The organism is Rhodococcus sp. Leaf233 (assembly GCF_001426165.1).
Lineage (GTDB): Bacteria > Actinomycetota > Actinomycetes > Mycobacteriales > Mycobacteriaceae > Rhodococcoides > Rhodococcoides fascians.
This window is the reverse complement of record NZ_LMRO01000008.1, coordinates 322700-337234: the sequence shown is the minus strand read 5'-3', so window position 1 is coordinate 337234 and position 14535 is coordinate 322700. Positions and strand designations below refer to the sequence as shown.

21 protein-coding genes and 1 tRNA gene are annotated in these 14535 nt (G+C 62.5%); 8 read left to right on the top strand and 14 right to left on the bottom strand.

Features of this window, described 5'->3' with window-relative positions; genetic code table 11:
• The first annotated feature begins 12 nt into the window (after positions 1 to 12).
• From ASH04_RS09515 to ASH04_RS09500, 4 genes are all read left to right on the top strand, one after another.
• Positions 13 to 2148, top strand: coding sequence for a molybdopterin-dependent oxidoreductase (locus ASH04_RS09515; RefSeq protein WP_057473381.1), 2136 nt, complete (start codon positions 13 to 15; stop codon positions 2146 to 2148).
• A gap of 69 nt (positions 2149 to 2217) precedes the next feature.
• Positions 2218 to 2291: transfer RNA gene (locus ASH04_RS09510), tRNA-Ile, on the top strand.
• A 246-nt stretch (positions 2292 to 2537) separates the two neighbouring features.
• Complete coding sequence (locus tag ASH04_RS09505; RefSeq protein ID WP_156394519.1) at positions 2538 to 3134, top strand: DUF2637 domain-containing protein; 597 nt, start codon at positions 2538 to 2540, stop codon at positions 3132 to 3134.
• Positions 3131 to 3490 carry a hypothetical protein gene (locus ASH04_RS09500; RefSeq protein WP_057473379.1) on the top strand — a complete coding sequence of 120 codons (360 nt, stop codon included), beginning with the start codon at positions 3131 to 3133 and terminating at the stop codon, positions 3488 to 3490. The genes ASH04_RS09505 and ASH04_RS09500 overlap by 4 nt, the downstream gene beginning before the upstream one ends.
• 35 nt (positions 3491 to 3525) lie before the next feature.
• Here the strand turns inward: ASH04_RS09500 and ASH04_RS09495 are convergent, their stop codons facing one another.
• Complete coding sequence (locus tag ASH04_RS09495) at positions 3526 to 3732, bottom strand: hypothetical protein (RefSeq protein WP_057473378.1); 207 nt, start codon at positions 3730 to 3732, stop codon at positions 3526 to 3528.
• A 100-nt stretch (positions 3733 to 3832) separates the two neighbouring features.
• On the opposite strand from ASH04_RS09495, the gene ASH04_RS09490 reads away from it, so the two are divergent.
• The gene (locus tag ASH04_RS09490; protein ID WP_057473377.1) at positions 3833 to 4087 is read left to right on the top strand and encodes a hypothetical protein; all 255 of its coding nucleotides are present in this window, start codon (positions 3833 to 3835) and stop codon (positions 4085 to 4087) included.
• 138 nt (positions 4088 to 4225) lie between these two features.
• Positions 4226 to 4408: a hypothetical protein gene (locus ASH04_RS09485; RefSeq protein WP_057473376.1), complete on the top strand. Its 183-nt coding sequence runs from the start codon at positions 4226 to 4228 to the stop codon at positions 4406 to 4408.
• Positions 4409 to 4583: 175 nt separating this feature from the next.
• Here ASH04_RS09485 and ASH04_RS09480 read toward each other — a convergent pair whose 3' ends face one another.
• Positions 4584 to 4919: a hypothetical protein gene (locus tag ASH04_RS09480; protein WP_057473375.1), complete on the bottom strand. Its 336-nt coding sequence runs from the start codon at positions 4917 to 4919 to the stop codon at positions 4584 to 4586.
• A 388-nt stretch (positions 4920 to 5307) separates the two neighbouring features.
• The gene (locus ASH04_RS26895; protein WP_200937303.1) at positions 5308 to 5445 is read right to left on the bottom strand and encodes a hypothetical protein; all 138 of its coding nucleotides are present in this window, start codon (positions 5443 to 5445) and stop codon (positions 5308 to 5310) included.
• A gap of 121 nt (positions 5446 to 5566) precedes the next feature.
• Between ASH04_RS26895 and ASH04_RS09475 the strand changes: the two genes are divergently transcribed.
• Complete coding sequence (locus ASH04_RS09475) at positions 5567 to 5848, top strand: hypothetical protein (RefSeq protein WP_057473374.1); 282 nt, start codon at positions 5567 to 5569, stop codon at positions 5846 to 5848.
• Positions 5849 to 5907: 59 nt separating this feature from the next.
• A complete protein-coding gene (locus tag ASH04_RS09470) occupies positions 5908 to 6660 on the top strand; it encodes an SGNH/GDSL hydrolase family protein (protein WP_162247524.1) in 753 nt (250 codons plus the stop codon).
• Here the strand turns inward: ASH04_RS09470 and ASH04_RS09465 are convergent.
• From ASH04_RS09465 to ASH04_RS09415, 11 genes are all read right to left on the bottom strand, one after another.
• Positions 6657 to 8381, bottom strand: coding sequence for a hypothetical protein (locus tag ASH04_RS09465; protein WP_057473372.1), 1725 nt, complete (start codon positions 8379 to 8381; stop codon positions 6657 to 6659). The two genes, ASH04_RS09470 and ASH04_RS09465, sit on opposite strands and share 4 nt — an antisense overlap.
• Position 8382: 1 nt before the next feature.
• Positions 8383 to 8934, bottom strand: coding sequence for a hypothetical protein (locus ASH04_RS09460; RefSeq protein ID WP_057473371.1), 552 nt, complete (start codon positions 8932 to 8934; stop codon positions 8383 to 8385).
• Positions 8931 to 9272 carry a hypothetical protein gene (locus ASH04_RS09455; RefSeq protein WP_057473370.1) on the bottom strand — a complete coding sequence of 114 codons (342 nt, stop codon included), beginning with the start codon at positions 9270 to 9272 and terminating at the stop codon, positions 8931 to 8933. Before ASH04_RS09455 ends, ASH04_RS09460 begins: the two co-directional genes overlap by 4 nt.
• Entirely contained in the window at positions 9269 to 9481 is a 213-nt protein-coding gene (locus ASH04_RS09450) for a hypothetical protein (protein WP_057473369.1), read from the bottom strand. Before ASH04_RS09450 ends, ASH04_RS09455 begins: the two co-directional genes overlap by 4 nt.
• Positions 9478 to 11148: a hypothetical protein gene (locus ASH04_RS09445; protein ID WP_156394518.1), complete on the bottom strand. Its 1671-nt coding sequence runs from the start codon at positions 11146 to 11148 to the stop codon at positions 9478 to 9480. Before ASH04_RS09445 ends, ASH04_RS09450 begins: the two co-directional genes overlap by 4 nt.
• Before the next feature lie 62 nt (positions 11149 to 11210).
• Positions 11211 to 11546: a hypothetical protein gene (locus tag ASH04_RS09440; RefSeq protein ID WP_156394517.1), complete on the bottom strand. Its 336-nt coding sequence runs from the start codon at positions 11544 to 11546 to the stop codon at positions 11211 to 11213.
• Positions 11543 to 12019 (bottom strand): hypothetical protein, encoded by a 477-nt coding sequence (locus ASH04_RS09435; RefSeq protein WP_057473366.1) that lies wholly within the window; start codon positions 12017 to 12019, stop codon positions 11543 to 11545. The genes ASH04_RS09440 and ASH04_RS09435 overlap by 4 nt, the downstream gene beginning before the upstream one ends.
• A complete protein-coding gene (locus tag ASH04_RS09430; RefSeq protein WP_057473365.1) occupies positions 11997 to 12476 on the bottom strand; it encodes a hypothetical protein in 480 nt (159 codons plus the stop codon). The genes ASH04_RS09435 and ASH04_RS09430 overlap by 23 nt, the downstream gene beginning before the upstream one ends.
• The gene (locus ASH04_RS09425; protein WP_057473364.1) at positions 12476 to 12943 is read right to left on the bottom strand and encodes a hypothetical protein; all 468 of its coding nucleotides are present in this window, start codon (positions 12941 to 12943) and stop codon (positions 12476 to 12478) included. Before ASH04_RS09425 ends, ASH04_RS09430 begins: the two co-directional genes overlap by 1 nt.
• Complete coding sequence (locus ASH04_RS09420; RefSeq protein ID WP_057473363.1) at positions 12943 to 13773, bottom strand: glycoside hydrolase family 19 protein; 831 nt, start codon at positions 13771 to 13773, stop codon at positions 12943 to 12945. Before ASH04_RS09420 ends, ASH04_RS09425 begins: the two co-directional genes overlap by 1 nt.
• Positions 13774 to 13924: 151 nt before the next feature.
• Entirely contained in the window at positions 13925 to 14533 is a 609-nt protein-coding gene (locus ASH04_RS09415; protein ID WP_057473362.1) for a C39 family peptidase, read from the bottom strand.
• Positions 14534 to 14535 lie beyond the last annotated feature (2 nt).

Below are 14535 nucleotides of genomic sequence, written 5' to 3'. Positions count from 1 at the left end.
GGGAGAAATGCGATGTCGGTTGTGTATGGATCGTGCAATCTGTGCGAGGCGATCTGTGGTCTCGAATTCACGGTGGAGAACAACGCGGTGGTCTCGATCCGCGGCGACGAGAAGGACCCACTCTCCCGGGGCCACATCTGCCCGAAGGCTCTGTCGTTGATCGACCTTCATGCCGACACCGATCGGCTCACCACACCGGTCAAGCGGGTGGGTGAGAAGTGGGAGAAGATCGGCTGGGATGAGGCGTACGACCTCGTCGTCGACGGCCTCGTCTCGACGCGGAAGAAGTACGGATCCAACGCTGTCGGGCTCTATCAGGGCAATCCCAACGTGCACTCGATGGGTGCGATGACCCACGGCATTCCGTTCACGTCGCTGCTGCGCACCCGCAATCGGTACTCGGCGACGTCCTTGGATCAGTTGCCGCACCAGCTCGTCGACCATTTGCTGTACGGCCACCAGCTCCTGCTGCCCATTCCGGATATCGATCGAACCGATTTCTTCCTCGTCCTCGGCGGCAATCCGATGGCCTCCAACGGCAGCATGATGACGGTGCCCGACTTCGCCAAAAGAGCACGCGCACTCCGTAAGCGGGGTGGCCGACTGGTAGTGGTCGATCCACGTAAGACCGAAACGGCGGATATTGCCGACACCCACTTCTTCGTTCGTCCCGGCAGCGACGCGCTGCTGTTGCTGGCGATGATTCACACGATCGTCGCCGACGGCTCCGTCCGTGTCGCCGACTACGTCGATGGTGCCGATCGACTTGCCGATCTCGTCGCCGAATTCACGCCGACGGCGGTGGCACCGATCGTCGGCATGTCGGCAGACGACATCTCCTCTCTCGCAACGGAATTCGCTGCGGCGAAGTCTGCAGTGGCGTACGGCAGGATGGGGGTGTCGACGCAGCAGTTCGGCACGGTGTGCCAGTGGGCGATCCAGGTACTTAACATCATCACGGGCAATCTCGACCGACCGGGCGGTGCGATGGTGACCGATCCGGCGATCGATCTGATCTCGCAGGGCATCGTCGGTCGTGGCCATTTCGACAAGTGGCGCAGCCGCGTTCGCGATCTCCCCGAGTTCGCCGGCGAGTATCCCTGTTCGACGCTTGTCGACGAGATCACCACCGAGGGCAAGGACCAGATTCGTGCCATGGCCGTCCTGTCCGGCAATCCGGTGCTGTCGATGCCCGGCGGTACTACCCTGAACGACGCGTTCGCGGGACTCGATTTCATGGTGTCGTTCGACTTCTACATCAACGAGACCTCGCGGCACGCACACGTAATTCTGCCGCCGACGATGTCCCTCGAACGCGATCACTACGATCTGATCTTCAATTCTTTCGCGGTACACAACACTGCCAAGTACATGCCCGCAGTTCTACCCAAACAGACTGATGCCAAGCACGATTGGGAGATCTTCCGCGACTTGTCACTGCGCTACAAGAACCGCATGGCAGGCTCCACCGTCGATCGCCTGAAGGCACGATTGACGCCGAAGAGCGTCATCGGCGAGGCCCGTCTGCGCCTGTCCCCTGCTCGCACTCTCGACATCCTGCTCCGTAGCCGACGAAAAGGGTTGTCGCTGAAAAAGCTTCGAGCCAACCCACACGGCATCGATCTCGGTCCGCTGCGGCCGGGCTTTCCCCAGAAACTGAAGACCAAGGACAAGCGCGTTCAACTGATTCAGGACGTGGTGGTCGGCGAACTGCCTGCTCTGGTGGATCTGATGAACTCGAGCGTTGTCCCCAAGGACGACGAGCTCCTGCTGATCGGTCGACGGCATCTGCGCAGCAACAACTCGTGGATGCACAACACCGCTCGGCTCACCAAAGGCAAAGCGCGACATCAGCTTCTGGCCCACCCGAACGATCTCCTCCAGCGCGGGATCGAGGACGGTTCGATGGTGTCGGTCACCTCCGCGGCCGGTACCGTCGACATCGAGGTCGCGGCGTCCGAAAAGATGATGCCCGGGGTGGTGAGCATGCCGCACGGATTCGGACATCAGCGCCCCGGCGTGCAGCTCTCGGTCGCCACCACTGTCACCGGACCGAGCGTCAATGACATCACCGACCCCGCCCGAGTCGACGCGGTCTCGGCGAACGCGATTCTCAACGGCGTTCCGGTGCAGGTGAGGGCCAAGTAGCGCCCCCGATGGAACCACGAGACGGCGTGATTCTGTACGATTCTGCTGGCTCGTACCTGGTACGGGATTGGGGCGGTAGCTCAGTCGGTTAGAGCCGTGGACTCATAATCCATTGGTCGCGGGTTCGAGCCCCGCCCGCCCCACTCACATTCGCCCAGCTCAGGGCCAACTAGTTCAGAACCTGCAACTGTTCGATTGCTGGTCTTGCCCACAATTTGCCCACGGTCACAGATACATCCGATGTGGGCAAGCAGCGCGCGTACCCGCAACATCGCCTCCATCACCGCCGGGTCGTCCGGGTCGAATCCCTCGTCGACGATCGCGGCTCGCTCTTCTGCATCCATACCCACTTCGACGTCGCTGGCCGACGTCCGGTTCCGGGAGAACCCATGTCCATATCCACAGCTCTCACGACGGCACGCCGCGGCACCGTCTTCCTGTCCTTCGTCTGCTTCGCGATCTCGTACATCGCCCTTGCGGATCTCGCGCGTATCGCCGGGCTCGGCCCAGAGTCGTACCTGTGGCCGGTGATGATCGACGGCACCGTGGTGATCGGGACGGTGTCCGTCGTTGCACTCAGTCAGTCCCGCAGCGCATGGTCACTACTCATCGCTGGAGCGTTCGTCTCCATCGCAGGGAACGCAGTCCACGCCTGGATCACCCACCACTCCTGGATCTCCGTCGGGGTGGCGCTCACTCCCCCGATCTTCCTGCTGTGGACTACGTCGGTGACTGTGGAGCTCGGCCGGCGCGCGGAAGATACCGACCAAAAAGCCGACCAGGACGAACACCCCGAAATCGCGGAATTGCCGGATACATCCCAAACAGAGATCGATCCCCGATCCCGCGCACTCGAGCTCATCGACGAGGGCGGTGTTCCGCTCCGGGAGATTGCCCGCCGAGTCGGTGTCGACGACCGCACTGTCAGGCGCTGGCGGGATTCAGCACGGACCGAACCCGACAGTCTGGTAGAAGTAGGCGCATGAAACGGACACTGATCGTCGCGGCCGGCGCACTCCTGATGGCAGGGTGCAGCTCGAGTGAGCCCGCGCCGGAAACCACCGACGATGCACGCGGCGGCGTGACGACGGAGCAGGTCCTCGGCATGATGCGTGAGGACAGTCGTCTCGCTGCCGCCGTGCCCGACGACGTGCTGACGACAGCGTCGGAAGAGTCGTGCGATGAGTTGCGTGCGGACCCGGCCGCTGGCGCGGTACCTGGCGTCAAGTATTGGATGGACTCCGGGTACGAGGCCGACGAGGCGGGTTCCATGACATTGTACGCCGCGATGCTCGCCTGCCCCGACCTGGTTGGACAAGCATCGGACTTCTCCGGGAACTGAAATAGTTCGTTAGCGTCACGACATAAATCGACCCTTCACCGGCGGGTGCCTCTGCGGATCTGGTAGACGCGAGCCTGTGACAGGTTGGACGCGCGGACGATGTCGGCGGCATGCACGCCGGCATCGAACGCGGCCTCGATCGCGTGACGTAGGCCGAGGTCGATTCTGGCGATCTCGGCCTCAGCTGCTAATCGTTCGTTGCGCAAAGCACTGATGTTGTCGAGGATCTGCTCGGGCTCCATGCGGTCCAGTATAGGCCACGTTTCCAGCGCTGTAGAAATCGTTCGAGAAAATTTGAGTTATGGCTTGCGCGTTGGGATTACAGCGTGCTATAATTTTGGTATGAGCAAAGCAGAGATCACCGCAGAGACACTCACCGACATCATCACCGCAGCCGGCCACAGCCCCCGCGACTTCGACATCAAGGCCACCCTCAAGAACGTCACCCGCTACAACAAGGAGATGGCCCTGGAGATCGCAGACGGAGGCCACCCCGACGAGTTCGGCCCGGTCGACCTGGAGACCGTCACGGAGTGGCTGGACGAGACCGGCCCCGCCGGCACCTACGTCCTCTGCCCCTGGCTGGCGGCAGCCTGAGGGCGGGCCAGTCAGGTCGGTCGTTGCGCTAACGAACTACCTGCCCCGCTTCCCCTCAGTTCTTCAGGGTCCGCCCACTTTGCTCAGTTCGATGCTTCGCCTAACGAACTATCACCACCCATAACCGAGAGGCCCACCGTGACCGACACCCTCATCGCCCGCACCCTCAACATCACCCCCGAGAACTACGACCTCGACGCACTCCTCCATGACGCCGAGATCACCTTCACCCCACGCGGCCGGCACGCCATCTTCGACGCAGACGAGATCGACCTGCTCGAGGAGATCGCGCAACGTCACCGCCTCGGCGAGGATGCCTGACGAGAGTCGGTACTTCGCGCAACAAACGATCTACACCCTTGGACGAGAACACTTCGAAACGACGAAAGTGCCCCACCCTCACGAAGAGGATGGGGCACTTTCATGCGAAGAGGCTGTGCGCCTTGACGGCTGAGCTACCCCACCCATGCGGGTGGATCGTCCAGCACGATTCAGTCTAGGCGGTGGGCTCTTCCGTGGTGACGGTCCCGTCGACGACCGGCACCGGAGTTCCCGACAGTGCCTGCTCGAGCGCATCCGCGACACCGCCGATCTTGTCGGCCGTCGCCTGATCCAGGGTCGCAGCCTGAACTGCATCCTCGCTTGCGTCGTTGTCGATGACAGCCTGAGCTTCGGCCTTCGCCTCGCGGAGCTGCGAGACTGCCGAGCCGATGACACCTTCGAGGCGTGCCAGTGCGTCGTCTACTGCGGTCATGAATTCCTCCTGCTGTTGTGCGAGTTCGGCGATACCGGGTGGTGTGCCGAGTTGCCGCCATATCCATTCGCGGATCATGACGTGCCCCCTTTCGGTTGGGGATCTGTGAGCCCGGTTCCGGGCATGAGAAAACACCCGCACTGTTCGCACGGGTGTTCGAGTTCTGTTAGGTTGTGGTCAGCGGGACGCGGTCAGGAAGGGAAGCCTGGATCGCGTCCCGCTACTAAGTTCGGGAGGCGTCGTGGAGCTGTACCGCATCGGTGACCGCTGGGCCGAACCCGCGCCCGCGCGCTGCGCCGCAGGACACCCACTAGGGCCGCGGCGAGTCCTCGTCGGGTCGCAGGTGTGCGGCGCAGAGCACGGCCACCACCGCACCCATACCTGCGTACAGTGCGGCTCCGTTGTTTACACGCCGCCAATAAGGGCCGGCTGCAACGACTCGAGCTTCGACGGCCGAGCGCGGTAGCTACTCCCCTTCGGGTGCCTTGCCGATGATCACGTCGTCAGAACCCTCGTAGCGGTAGCCGTAGCGACCGTCCGGGAGCAGCACCCAGCCGGCCTGTCCTTCGTCGACGGGCGGGGTGAAGGCATTCTCGGCGGTCATGACGCCAGTATCCCAAAGGGTTAAAACTCGCGTTATGCGCCCGTTTGGTTCTGTCATTCGGATGAATGATTGAGTCCGAAATCGGACAGGTGAATGGAGCGGGCATCGGTAGCGTCGCGGCATGCAAACCGAACAGGTAGACCCCAGCGAGATTCAACTCAACGACCACATCCTGATCTGGACCACGGACACGAACGACGCCAGCGCGCCGCAGCAATTCGAGGTCCACAAGATTCGACAGGTCGAGGAGCCAGATAAGACGCACCCTGACGCGTACGACTTCGAGTACTACGTCGACGGCGTCGATCAAGAGAAGTTCACCGCTGGCGTCCGGTACCCCAGGACGCTTCCCGTGACGCGAGTCATTCGACCCCCGGCCAACATCTTCGTCGACAAGTTCTAGTAGTCGGTCCATACCGCTCGGATCGCGGCCAGACCGGGCGGTACGGCATGATGTGGCGCGTGGCAAAACGGAGCAGTTCCCGGTCGGGTCGAAATTGGTTCACGTTGCTCGGCGTCGTCGCCGTCGCAGCGGCATTGGTCTTTGTCGGCGTCGGCGTTGCCGTCAGCACGTCGCGCTCGGAACCGGCATCCACCACCGGCTACGTCCCACCAGAGCCTAAGAAGTACGACTACCTCCGCGTCGCTGTGCTCGGAGATTCCTACACCGTGGGCGTCGGCTCGACATCGAACAACGGATACGCCACGCAGGCAGAGCAGCGCTACTGCTGGCGACTGAACGCTCAGGGCGAAAGCTCGACCGGATACGTCAACACCGCCCCCGACGGTTCGCCTCCGTTCACAGACGTCGGCCGGATCGCAGAGACCGTCAGCGATGACCCGCAGGTCATCATCGTCCAGGGCAGCACCAACGACGCCGGCAAGCCTGGGGTTCGTGAAGCTGCCGAGTCGGTGTATCGCGCACTGCGCGCCGGAGCACCCAACGCAACCATCGTCGCCGTCGGCCCGACCGATGCGCCGATCGTGCCCGACCAGGCACTCGCCGAAATCCGAGACCAGGTTCGGGCAGCCGCCGACGCATCGGGTGTCCAGTTCGTTGACCCCCTCGAACTGGGGTGGTTACGAGACGAGACCCTGTACGGGAGCGACCGCCTGCACCCCACGGATTCCGGCCACAAGACGATGGCCGAGGATCTGCACAACGTATTGGTGGAGCGCGGAATCTCGACCCGCGACTACTGCGCAGCCGTCTAAGTCAGGCACCGCTTCACGAACGCAAGCATGTCGGCCGCCCACGCTGAGTAGGTCGCGAGGTGGCCACCAGCGTGCGTCAGGACCGACTTCTCCAACGCGTTGGTCCCGAGATAGGTAGCGAACGCATCGGCGTTGTTGGCCTTCGAGACGTCCGTGTCCGACGTCGATGCGTAGAACCGATAGCGCTTACCTGCGTACTGCGCGGCCGGAACGAGAATCGGATCCCGACCTGCGGTCTTCGCCGCGTAATCGGAGCCGTCCGACGCAATCCCGTGAGCAGTGCGGATCGGTACGGAGTACGTGCCACCCGCGTACAGATTCGCAAGGTTGCACACCCCGTCGATCAGGGCGACGCCCTTGATGTTCGGTATCCGCCCATCTGGCACCGCGAGCAGCGACGCCAGGCCACCCATCGAGCCGCCGATCATGATGACCGCCGACGGCGTGCCGAAGTACTGGACGACGCGGTTGTACAGGTCGAGGTTGTCATCGGTGGCGAAGGTGTTGCCCCAGTTGTTCGCGTGCAGGTTGGACCCTGCGACGGTGCACCCGTAGTTCGACAGTGCGGACAGCACTGGGCCAGCGAAGTAGTTGAGCGAAACCTGTTGGTTGGCGTTGTGGGGGTGAGACCAGATCACGAGCGGGTTGCCGGTGGACTTCCGCAGCGACGGAGCGGGCGGCACGATGCGGACCTGCTGGCCGTTCGCGCTGCTGGTGTCGATCCAGCTTCGGAACGACACCAGGTCCGATCGCCCCTGATACGTCACGCCCCACTTCGCGCACAGGCCTTGCGAGACCGCGTTGACCTGAGCTGGGGTGAGAGCGCCGCGGCAGATGACGAGCTGGGCGATGTCGCCGTGCAGGCCTTGGTTGGGCGAGCCACCGAAAAACAGGTCGATGAGGCTGCCGAGCGTGACGGTCCCCGGAGCGGACGCGCTCGTAATCAATCCGTCGACCGCGTGACGGATTTGATTCGACTCGATGGTGGTCGCGTGGACGTGCAGGTTGTTGTCGTTGAGGGGCGCGCCACCGGGTTGGAGTCCGCCACTCGGTAGAGCGATCTGGATGCCGGGGGCCGAGCCTGTGCCGTCTAGTTGCAACCGCAGCGGAGTCGTCGACATCTGGACACCCGATGCGTGGGCGATCTGCGCGGGACTCTTCAGGGTGAGGGTGAACGGCGCGGAGCTACCCGCCACAGCCGACACCTTGAGGACCTCGCGGTTCCCGCCACTGTCGACGATCAGGTCCGACCCGACGGGCACGGTTGCACTGGTGGACAGCGTGGTTGCGCCGATCGCGGATGCGGCCGATAGGGTGCCGCTCAGGTTCCACTCTGCGCCGGACCAGATCACGCGAGGGAAACCGGCCGTGCCGTCGAACGTGGTCGACGCCGAGGCGACAGCGAAGACCGTAACCGGCGAGGGGACGGAGGTGTCTTCCCAGCGAGAACCCCACCCGACGCAGCGCAGCGAGTTCGCTGCACCGTTGGTGCGAACGACCTTGCGACCGCCACGTTCCGCAATCGTCATCGGCTTCGAGTTCACGGTGTACCCGGTGAGATCCTGCGCCCAGCCGGACAGATCGGGCAGTGCATCGACCGAGCTACCGACCGCACCTTGCAGGGTGGAAGCGTCCCAGTTGCCGAGCACTACAGCCGGAAGGTCTCGCAGGACATCGAAGGAATCGAGTCGGACGCCTCGCGCGTCGCGCATGTAGGCCATGTCAGCTCACCGTCCTGATGATGATGTCGTCGATTTCGCCGTTGGCGTCGAGGACGATGTCCGCGGCTTTCGTGAGGATTGGTTCGCCTGCCTGGTCGATGACACGAGCGCGCAAAGTAAAGGGCGCATAACTCTGGTCTAGTGCAGCTTTCAGCGGTGTGGACGTCGTGGCCGCTGTAGCGATCTGATCGACGGTCAATCCCCCGCCCTCGATCGGGTTCGCGTCGAGGTACACCGCCAACGCCTCAGCGATGGACTCCTCCGACGTACCCGGAGGGACACCCACCGCGAGAGCGAGGACAGACCACCAGGACACGGTTCCTGACGCTGGGATGGTCACGTAGTAGGTGTCGATCCCCCACGTGACCACCGCCGGCCCCGGCTGCAACTCTGGTGTGGTGAGGACACCGGCGACAGGTTTCACCTCGATGCGTTCCGGCACCACCACCGACCCGGTGACAGTGCCCTGCCGCAGTCGTGCGGCCTTGATCCACACCGACTTGTCGACGGACTGGTTGGCTACGTTCCCGACTGTCGAAGACAGAATGGTCATGCGGTACCTCCATTCGTGATGAGACCTGCGAGGTAGCGGCCGAACTTCGCGGCCGCTGGTGTGTGTTTGGGCACGATGATGTTGGCGATGGTGTCGTTGACGAGGGTCAACGCTGCGACCGGACCGAGGCCCTGCTCGAGCTGGTTCACGGTCAACGATTTGCAGATGAACCGCGGCCAGGTGTTCGGGTTCATGTATTCGGCGAGCGCTTCTTCGCCGCTGTACGGGACGATGACGGTGTCGCCCTTTTCAGTGAGAAGCCATAGGTCGGTGTCTTCGTCGTTGTCGAGCATCTCGTACATCTGCGTGTACCCGATGCTGTAGTCGGCGCTTGTCATGCGGGCTCGATCTCCGGCTCACCGGGCGCGGGTAGCTCCGGGCCGAGCTCTGGTTCCACGTCGATGACAGCAGCGGCAGGGATGGGGTCGAGAGTGCCGACGAACGTGCCGCCGATCCACTCTCCGTCCTTGTACGTGTGCATCAATCCGTCGCGAAGCTCGATTCCCCAATCGCTTCCGTCTTTGGTGAATGTTGCGTCGAATTTCATGCGACCCCTTCCGTCAGGACTACGTTGTCGCGCAACGACCAGTAGTCGAATCCACCCGAGTTGACGGCGAAGCCGCCACGGCGGACCTCGATGCCGCCGTAACGGAAGCCGGAACCACGGGTGCCGAGCGCGCCTGCGGTCGGTTCGGTGTAGCTGACGGCCGGAACCCACTCCGTCGTACCCGCAGCTTTCTTCTCTACGAGATGCACTTCTTTGCCGTCAACGAGGCCCACCGTGACCCGGTATGCCACTCCATCCGGAGTGTCAGCGATCGGGGCCAGGGCAGTGCGCGCACCGTTGACGAACCGACAGATCGTCGTCGACGTCGACGTGTGCTCAATCGACATGTACGTCTTCCCGCCCGAGTCGGAGTGATAGACGTACGACTGAATCTGCGACGAGGGACCGACTACACCCCACTCACCCACGACGTCGTCATACGCCATTCGCTCTTTGAACAACGCCCTCTGCGTGCCGTTCGTGGTGCCGCTGAACTTGGCGACGCCACCGCTCACACTGGGTCCGCCGACCCCTGCAAACGCAACCGTGGTCCAACGATCAGAGGTCATCTGTTCATCGAAAGGATCGAATCCTTCGCGCGGCAGAGGATCTCCCGTCCGGAGGCGAACGCCGATCCCAACCCATGGCACCAACGGACTCGAGTACAACTGCGATGCTTTAGGCAGCGTCGACCCCTCTGCCAGCACCGAGGATAATGTGAAATGCATCTTCTGCTGGCGGGGAAACGAATCGGGGTCCAGCGTCAGAGCTGGGGTCTCGTTGCAGTACAAGTCGCGAGGCGTGCCAGAACCCACCTGGTGGATCCCGACAAACATCCATTCCTCATAGGCGTAGAGGATGTCGGCGGGTGCCGTGACGGTCACCAGTTGAGCCGAGTTGGTGAGGATCGGTTTCTGATTCGGGGATACGTAGTCGATCTTCAGGTCGCCCGTCTCGGTCATCCTCCCGAAGTAGACGTACATGTCCGCACTCGTGGTAAAGATGTTCGTCGTGATGAAAAATGACACTGTCGCGCGACCGGCACTGTATGTCGCTTTGATCCAGACGCCCTCGACTACATTCAACGTTGGCCGGTAAGTCGGCGCTGTCGTTGTGCCGATCGAGTGCCGATGACTACCAGTGCTCGACGTCGCCCCGGTCTGTGAATCCACCGACTTCACGTTGAGGTTGAGGAGGCTGATCGGGAACGACACCTGCTGCCCAGGCACCATCGACACCCACGCATCGATCGTGGGGATATTGTCCGCGAGTTTGACGACCTCCGACCGCACCTGCTGCACCGTCAACGTGTTCGCTGCCGCCGATGCGGCTGCGGCTGCGGCTGCGGTCTGCGCGGCCGACGCGGCAGTGTTCGCGTTCGATGCCTGCGACTTGACGCCGAGGAATCCGCCGATCAGGTCGAGGAAACCGCCACCCGACCCGCCACCGAACACGCCGGAGAAGAACTGTGAGATGAACCCTGCGATACCGCCGAGGAATCCGCCGAAAAGGTTGGTGATCCACGACCCGAAGAAATTCGTCTGCAGCGAATTCTTCACCGGAGCCGAAGTGCGGTCCTTGAACTGCTGCGTCGTCTCCGCCGCATACGCCGCCAGGCCACCCGAGTTCGCGGACCCGGACGGGTACCCACCAGATGGAGAACTCATTGCACACTCCATTCAGGCGCAGAAAAACGCCACGGATTTCACAGTGGGGAAACGCGACCTGATCAGAAACGCGGGCGCGGCGGAGGGGCCGGCAACATCGGGCCGCCAGCCTCACGGCAGGTCTGCACAACAACGAGCTCCCAATCGACCTGCAAATCGATGAACTCTTCCATCTTCTGAACCTTGATCAACAGGTCATTGACCTGATCTTTATAGGGTGAGATCAGAGTGAGTGCGGCAGCGGAAAGGGTTGCTGCACCTGATGCTTCACTGTTCCCCGCGTCCGCGTTGACCTTCCGTTTCTGCGACGAGATCATCCACAACTGCGCAGCCAACACTGCGACTGCGAGTGGGGTGATCACCGAGAAAACTTTCAGGACAGTGTCGAGCCATGTCATCGATCGCCCTCACCCTCTGCCAATGCCGGCGGATCAGCGGGTCGGGGAATCATCAACGCTCGATTCATTCTTCGGCGGTCGCGGACAATGTTCCAGGTGCGAAGACCAGCGGCGACCGTGATCGCAACCCCGATGCTTCCTGCTGTCATTGCCCGTGTCCCCAACGCGAACGCCGCGATGCCATACCCGAACCACAAGACACCGATGATCGCCAACGATGTGATTTCCGCGGATGTTTCCTGGCGGATCTGTTCTGGGGTGCGCGATCTGCTTGAGTTCCAGGTCGCAATCAACCCGCCGAGACCACCGAATCCCATGATCGCGAAGTAGAAGTTCGATCCTGTCGGCCATGCACGGTCGAGCGCCGACGAGATCTCGAATGGTGTTGCCACAGCGAGGATGCCGATCCACATCGAGAGCCCGAATGCGACTTTCTCGAAGGAACCCGCTCTACGGACGACGAGCGGTTGCATCTGATGCCCTTCGATCGCGGAAATGGAGCAGGGCAGACATCCGGTTGTGGAGTGCGAGCAGTGCGAACGCGAGACGGCCTCGACTGTTCGCGGCGGCGGCGAGGATGTGAATCCAGGCGACCCAGGTGTAGACAACGATGCCGGTCAGCCCGCCCTGCTCGAGTTGCCGTGCAGCATCGAGAACGGCGAGAGCGAAGAGGGCATATCCCGTCGCCGCTGCCATGTAGGCGTGGAACAAGATCCGTGCCGAGAACTTCGATGCCGCGAGGAGGATGACGGCGACCATCAGGAAGCCGATGCCCCAGATGATTTCGCCGCCGAACTGACGGAGGGTGGCATAGGAAGGGCCTGCGATGCGATCGGGTCCGCCGATGATGAACGCGGTACCGAGGAAGAATGCGAGTACGGCGGCGCGGAACGGCGGCAGATACACGTCCGCGGTGCCCTGCCCCGGCACTACTGCACCTTCGGTGGCTTGATTGCCAGCTTGTTCTGCAGATACGAGCCCGCTGCCGTGCCGACTGCCCCGAGCCCGAGCCCAATCGCAATCTTCCAGTCACTGAACTGCGTGAAGTCGAAGTTTGGGTCTACGACAGCCTGAACGACCGCAGTGACGAACGCGATGACGACAGCCGCGAGGCCGCCCTGGACCAAGGTCCGCAACGCGCGGGACTTGGCCTGCATCTTGATCCAGCCGACCGGGTCGAAGTCGCCGTCTTCGGTGATGACCGCCGCCGCCGGGAGGTTCGCGAACAGCACGTCCATACGACGACGCCCTTCGGCTTCCAGCCGCTCGAACAGTTCGTCTGCACGCTTCTGGGCGGCAACGACCTCGGCGTTCACCTGAGCAATCGCACCCTCGAACCGAGACGTGATCTCGGCAGTGACATTCCGGGTGATGATGTCGATCGCGTTGTCGGCCATCACTTCCCCTTTTCGTACTCGTACGGTGCGGGATTCTCGACCTTCAAGGCGGACAGAACGGCGTCGAGTTTCAGCTCGACACGCTTGAGTTGCTCGACCTCGAAGTTGCCGATCTCCATGACCCGTCCAACACCATCGACGAGGCTGCGCTTCTTCTGGGTGTGGTCACCCAACTGGTCCCAGCCCCGACGTACACCGTCAGCTTCCTTACGCCCCAGCAACTGCTCTTCGATGTTCTCCGCTGCACCTGCCATGTTGTCCTCCTGGGGTAGGAGCGCGTCGCCGAGTGCGAGCGCGCGTTCGTAGAACTTTCTTCGGTCGTCGAGACCGTTCGTGCCGCCGTTGACGGCCTTCGTCGCACCGAGAAGGTCACGCCGGTCCGCGTAGCTGTTCATGTTCCGAGAGACCGTCCAGTAGAACGTCGCTGCGAGAAACCCCCAGTACGGTTCAGCAACTGCGAGGGGGTTCTTCACGAAGTACTCGGGATCATCGACCAGACCTTTGGCTGCCGCCCACCGTGAGAACGATCGGTAGTTGTTCTTCCCGGTGAGCTGAATCGGGCCGCGGCCCTTGTACAGTCGACCATCGCCGTCGACCTGCGGGGTGTTGCCGAGATCGGTGCGGGTGTCATATGCATCACCCGACGCGATCTCCTCCATCCATTTGAGGCCGCCAGACTCGTGCCCGATCTGACTGCACCACATCGCGACTCGATCTACAGTGGTGCAGTCGGCCATGAAGAGTGCGTTGTTCCATGCCGGGCAGAGCTCTTCGTATCGGTCCATCGAAACGCGGTTGTCCATTGCCTCACCGAGCGTCTGGGCGTCCATCAGTGCACCTCCCGCGTTTCACGGCGAACGTCCGCAGACTCCCGTGCGCGTTGAATACGCCGGACCCGTCGTTTCGTTCGGCCGTGTTTGTCGCAGAGGGTACAGCCGCACATCGGGCGCTCGCGGCAGGCCGCCTGCATCATTTTCGCCATCAGATCGGCCCCATGAATTGCTCTTCGATCCGTGCCCACACCGCGTCATCCTCGGCTGCGACAGGAGCGGCGTTCGGTGTCGCCGTGTACCCCTTGCCGGCGATGCAGGACGCCAACTGATCGACCGACATCCAGTACTCGTACGGGCGGAACCCTGAGTCTGCGATGAACACCTCGCGGGTATCGGCGTTGAAGCCGACGACCGTGAAGTAGTGATAGACCGTCCCGCCGCCGTAAGCGGGCTTCTCGCCGCGGGTACCGAGCGGGTAGTTCGTCGGCGGCACCATCACGTTGCAGACGACTGCGTACCCGCCGAGGATCGACGCCTTCACGTCTTCCCACAGCAACTCTCGCTCGTCGTCCGTCGCATCGTTGCCGGGAATCTGACGGGTGATGTAGTCCGCTTCGACGTTCCGGTTCAGCAGGTCGGTGATGAGACCGATGTGGTTCGTACCGTTGCGGGTAGTCCCTAACTGGCCGGCGAGATCCGTTTCGGTCGAGCCGATTCCCCGCACCTCGAGCGCCACCTGAGTCGACGCAGGCCCACACCAATAGAACGTTTCCTGCGGGATGATCGTCGTGTTGTGGGGAAGAACGATGTCGGCCATGA

Coding starts and splice junctions, on each gene's coding strand:
- ASH04_RS09515 (WP_057473381.1), top strand. CDS start 13: ATGTCGGTTGTGTATGGATCGTGCAATCTGTGCGAGGCGATCTGTGGT.
- ASH04_RS09505 (WP_156394519.1), top strand. CDS start 2,538: ATGTCCATATCCACAGCTCTCACGACGGCACGCCGCGGCACCGTCTTC.
- ASH04_RS09500 (WP_057473379.1), top strand. CDS start 3,131: ATGAAACGGACACTGATCGTCGCGGCCGGCGCACTCCTGATGGCAGGG.
- ASH04_RS09495 (WP_057473378.1), bottom strand. CDS start 3,732: ATGGAGCCCGAGCAGATCCTCGACAACATCAGTGCTTTGCGCAACGAA.
- ASH04_RS09490 (WP_057473377.1), top strand. CDS start 3,833: ATGAGCAAAGCAGAGATCACCGCAGAGACACTCACCGACATCATCACC.
- ASH04_RS09480 (WP_057473375.1), bottom strand. CDS start 4,919: ATGATCCGCGAATGGATATGGCGGCAACTCGGCACACCACCCGGTATC.
- ASH04_RS26895 (WP_200937303.1), bottom strand. CDS start 5,445: ATGACCGCCGAGAATGCCTTCACCCCGCCCGTCGACGAAGGACAGGCC.
- ASH04_RS09475 (WP_057473374.1), top strand. CDS start 5,567: ATGCAAACCGAACAGGTAGACCCCAGCGAGATTCAACTCAACGACCAC.
- ASH04_RS09465 (WP_057473372.1), bottom strand. CDS start 8,381: ATGGCCTACATGCGCGACGCGCGAGGCGTCCGACTCGATTCCTTCGAT.
- ASH04_RS09460 (WP_057473371.1), bottom strand. CDS start 8,934: ATGACCATTCTGTCTTCGACAGTCGGGAACGTAGCCAACCAGTCCGTC.
- ASH04_RS09455 (WP_057473370.1), bottom strand. CDS start 9,272: ATGACAAGCGCCGACTACAGCATCGGGTACACGCAGATGTACGAGATG.
- ASH04_RS09450 (WP_057473369.1), bottom strand. CDS start 9,481: ATGAAATTCGACGCAACATTCACCAAAGACGGAAGCGATTGGGGAATC.
- ASH04_RS09445 (WP_156394518.1), bottom strand. CDS start 11,148: ATGAGTTCTCCATCTGGTGGGTACCCGTCCGGGTCCGCGAACTCGGGT.
- ASH04_RS09440 (WP_156394517.1), bottom strand. CDS start 11,546: ATGACATGGCTCGACACTGTCCTGAAAGTTTTCTCGGTGATCACCCCA.
- ASH04_RS09435 (WP_057473366.1), bottom strand. CDS start 12,019: ATGCAACCGCTCGTCGTCCGTAGAGCGGGTTCCTTCGAGAAAGTCGCA.
- ASH04_RS09425 (WP_057473364.1), bottom strand. CDS start 12,943: ATGGCCGACAACGCGATCGACATCATCACCCGGAATGTCACTGCCGAG.
- ASH04_RS09420 (WP_057473363.1), bottom strand. CDS start 13,773: ATGGACGCCCAGACGCTCGGTGAGGCAATGGACAACCGCGTTTCGATG.
- ASH04_RS09415 (WP_057473362.1), bottom strand. CDS start 14,533: ATGGCCGACATCGTTCTTCCCCACAACACGACGATCATCCCGCAGGAA.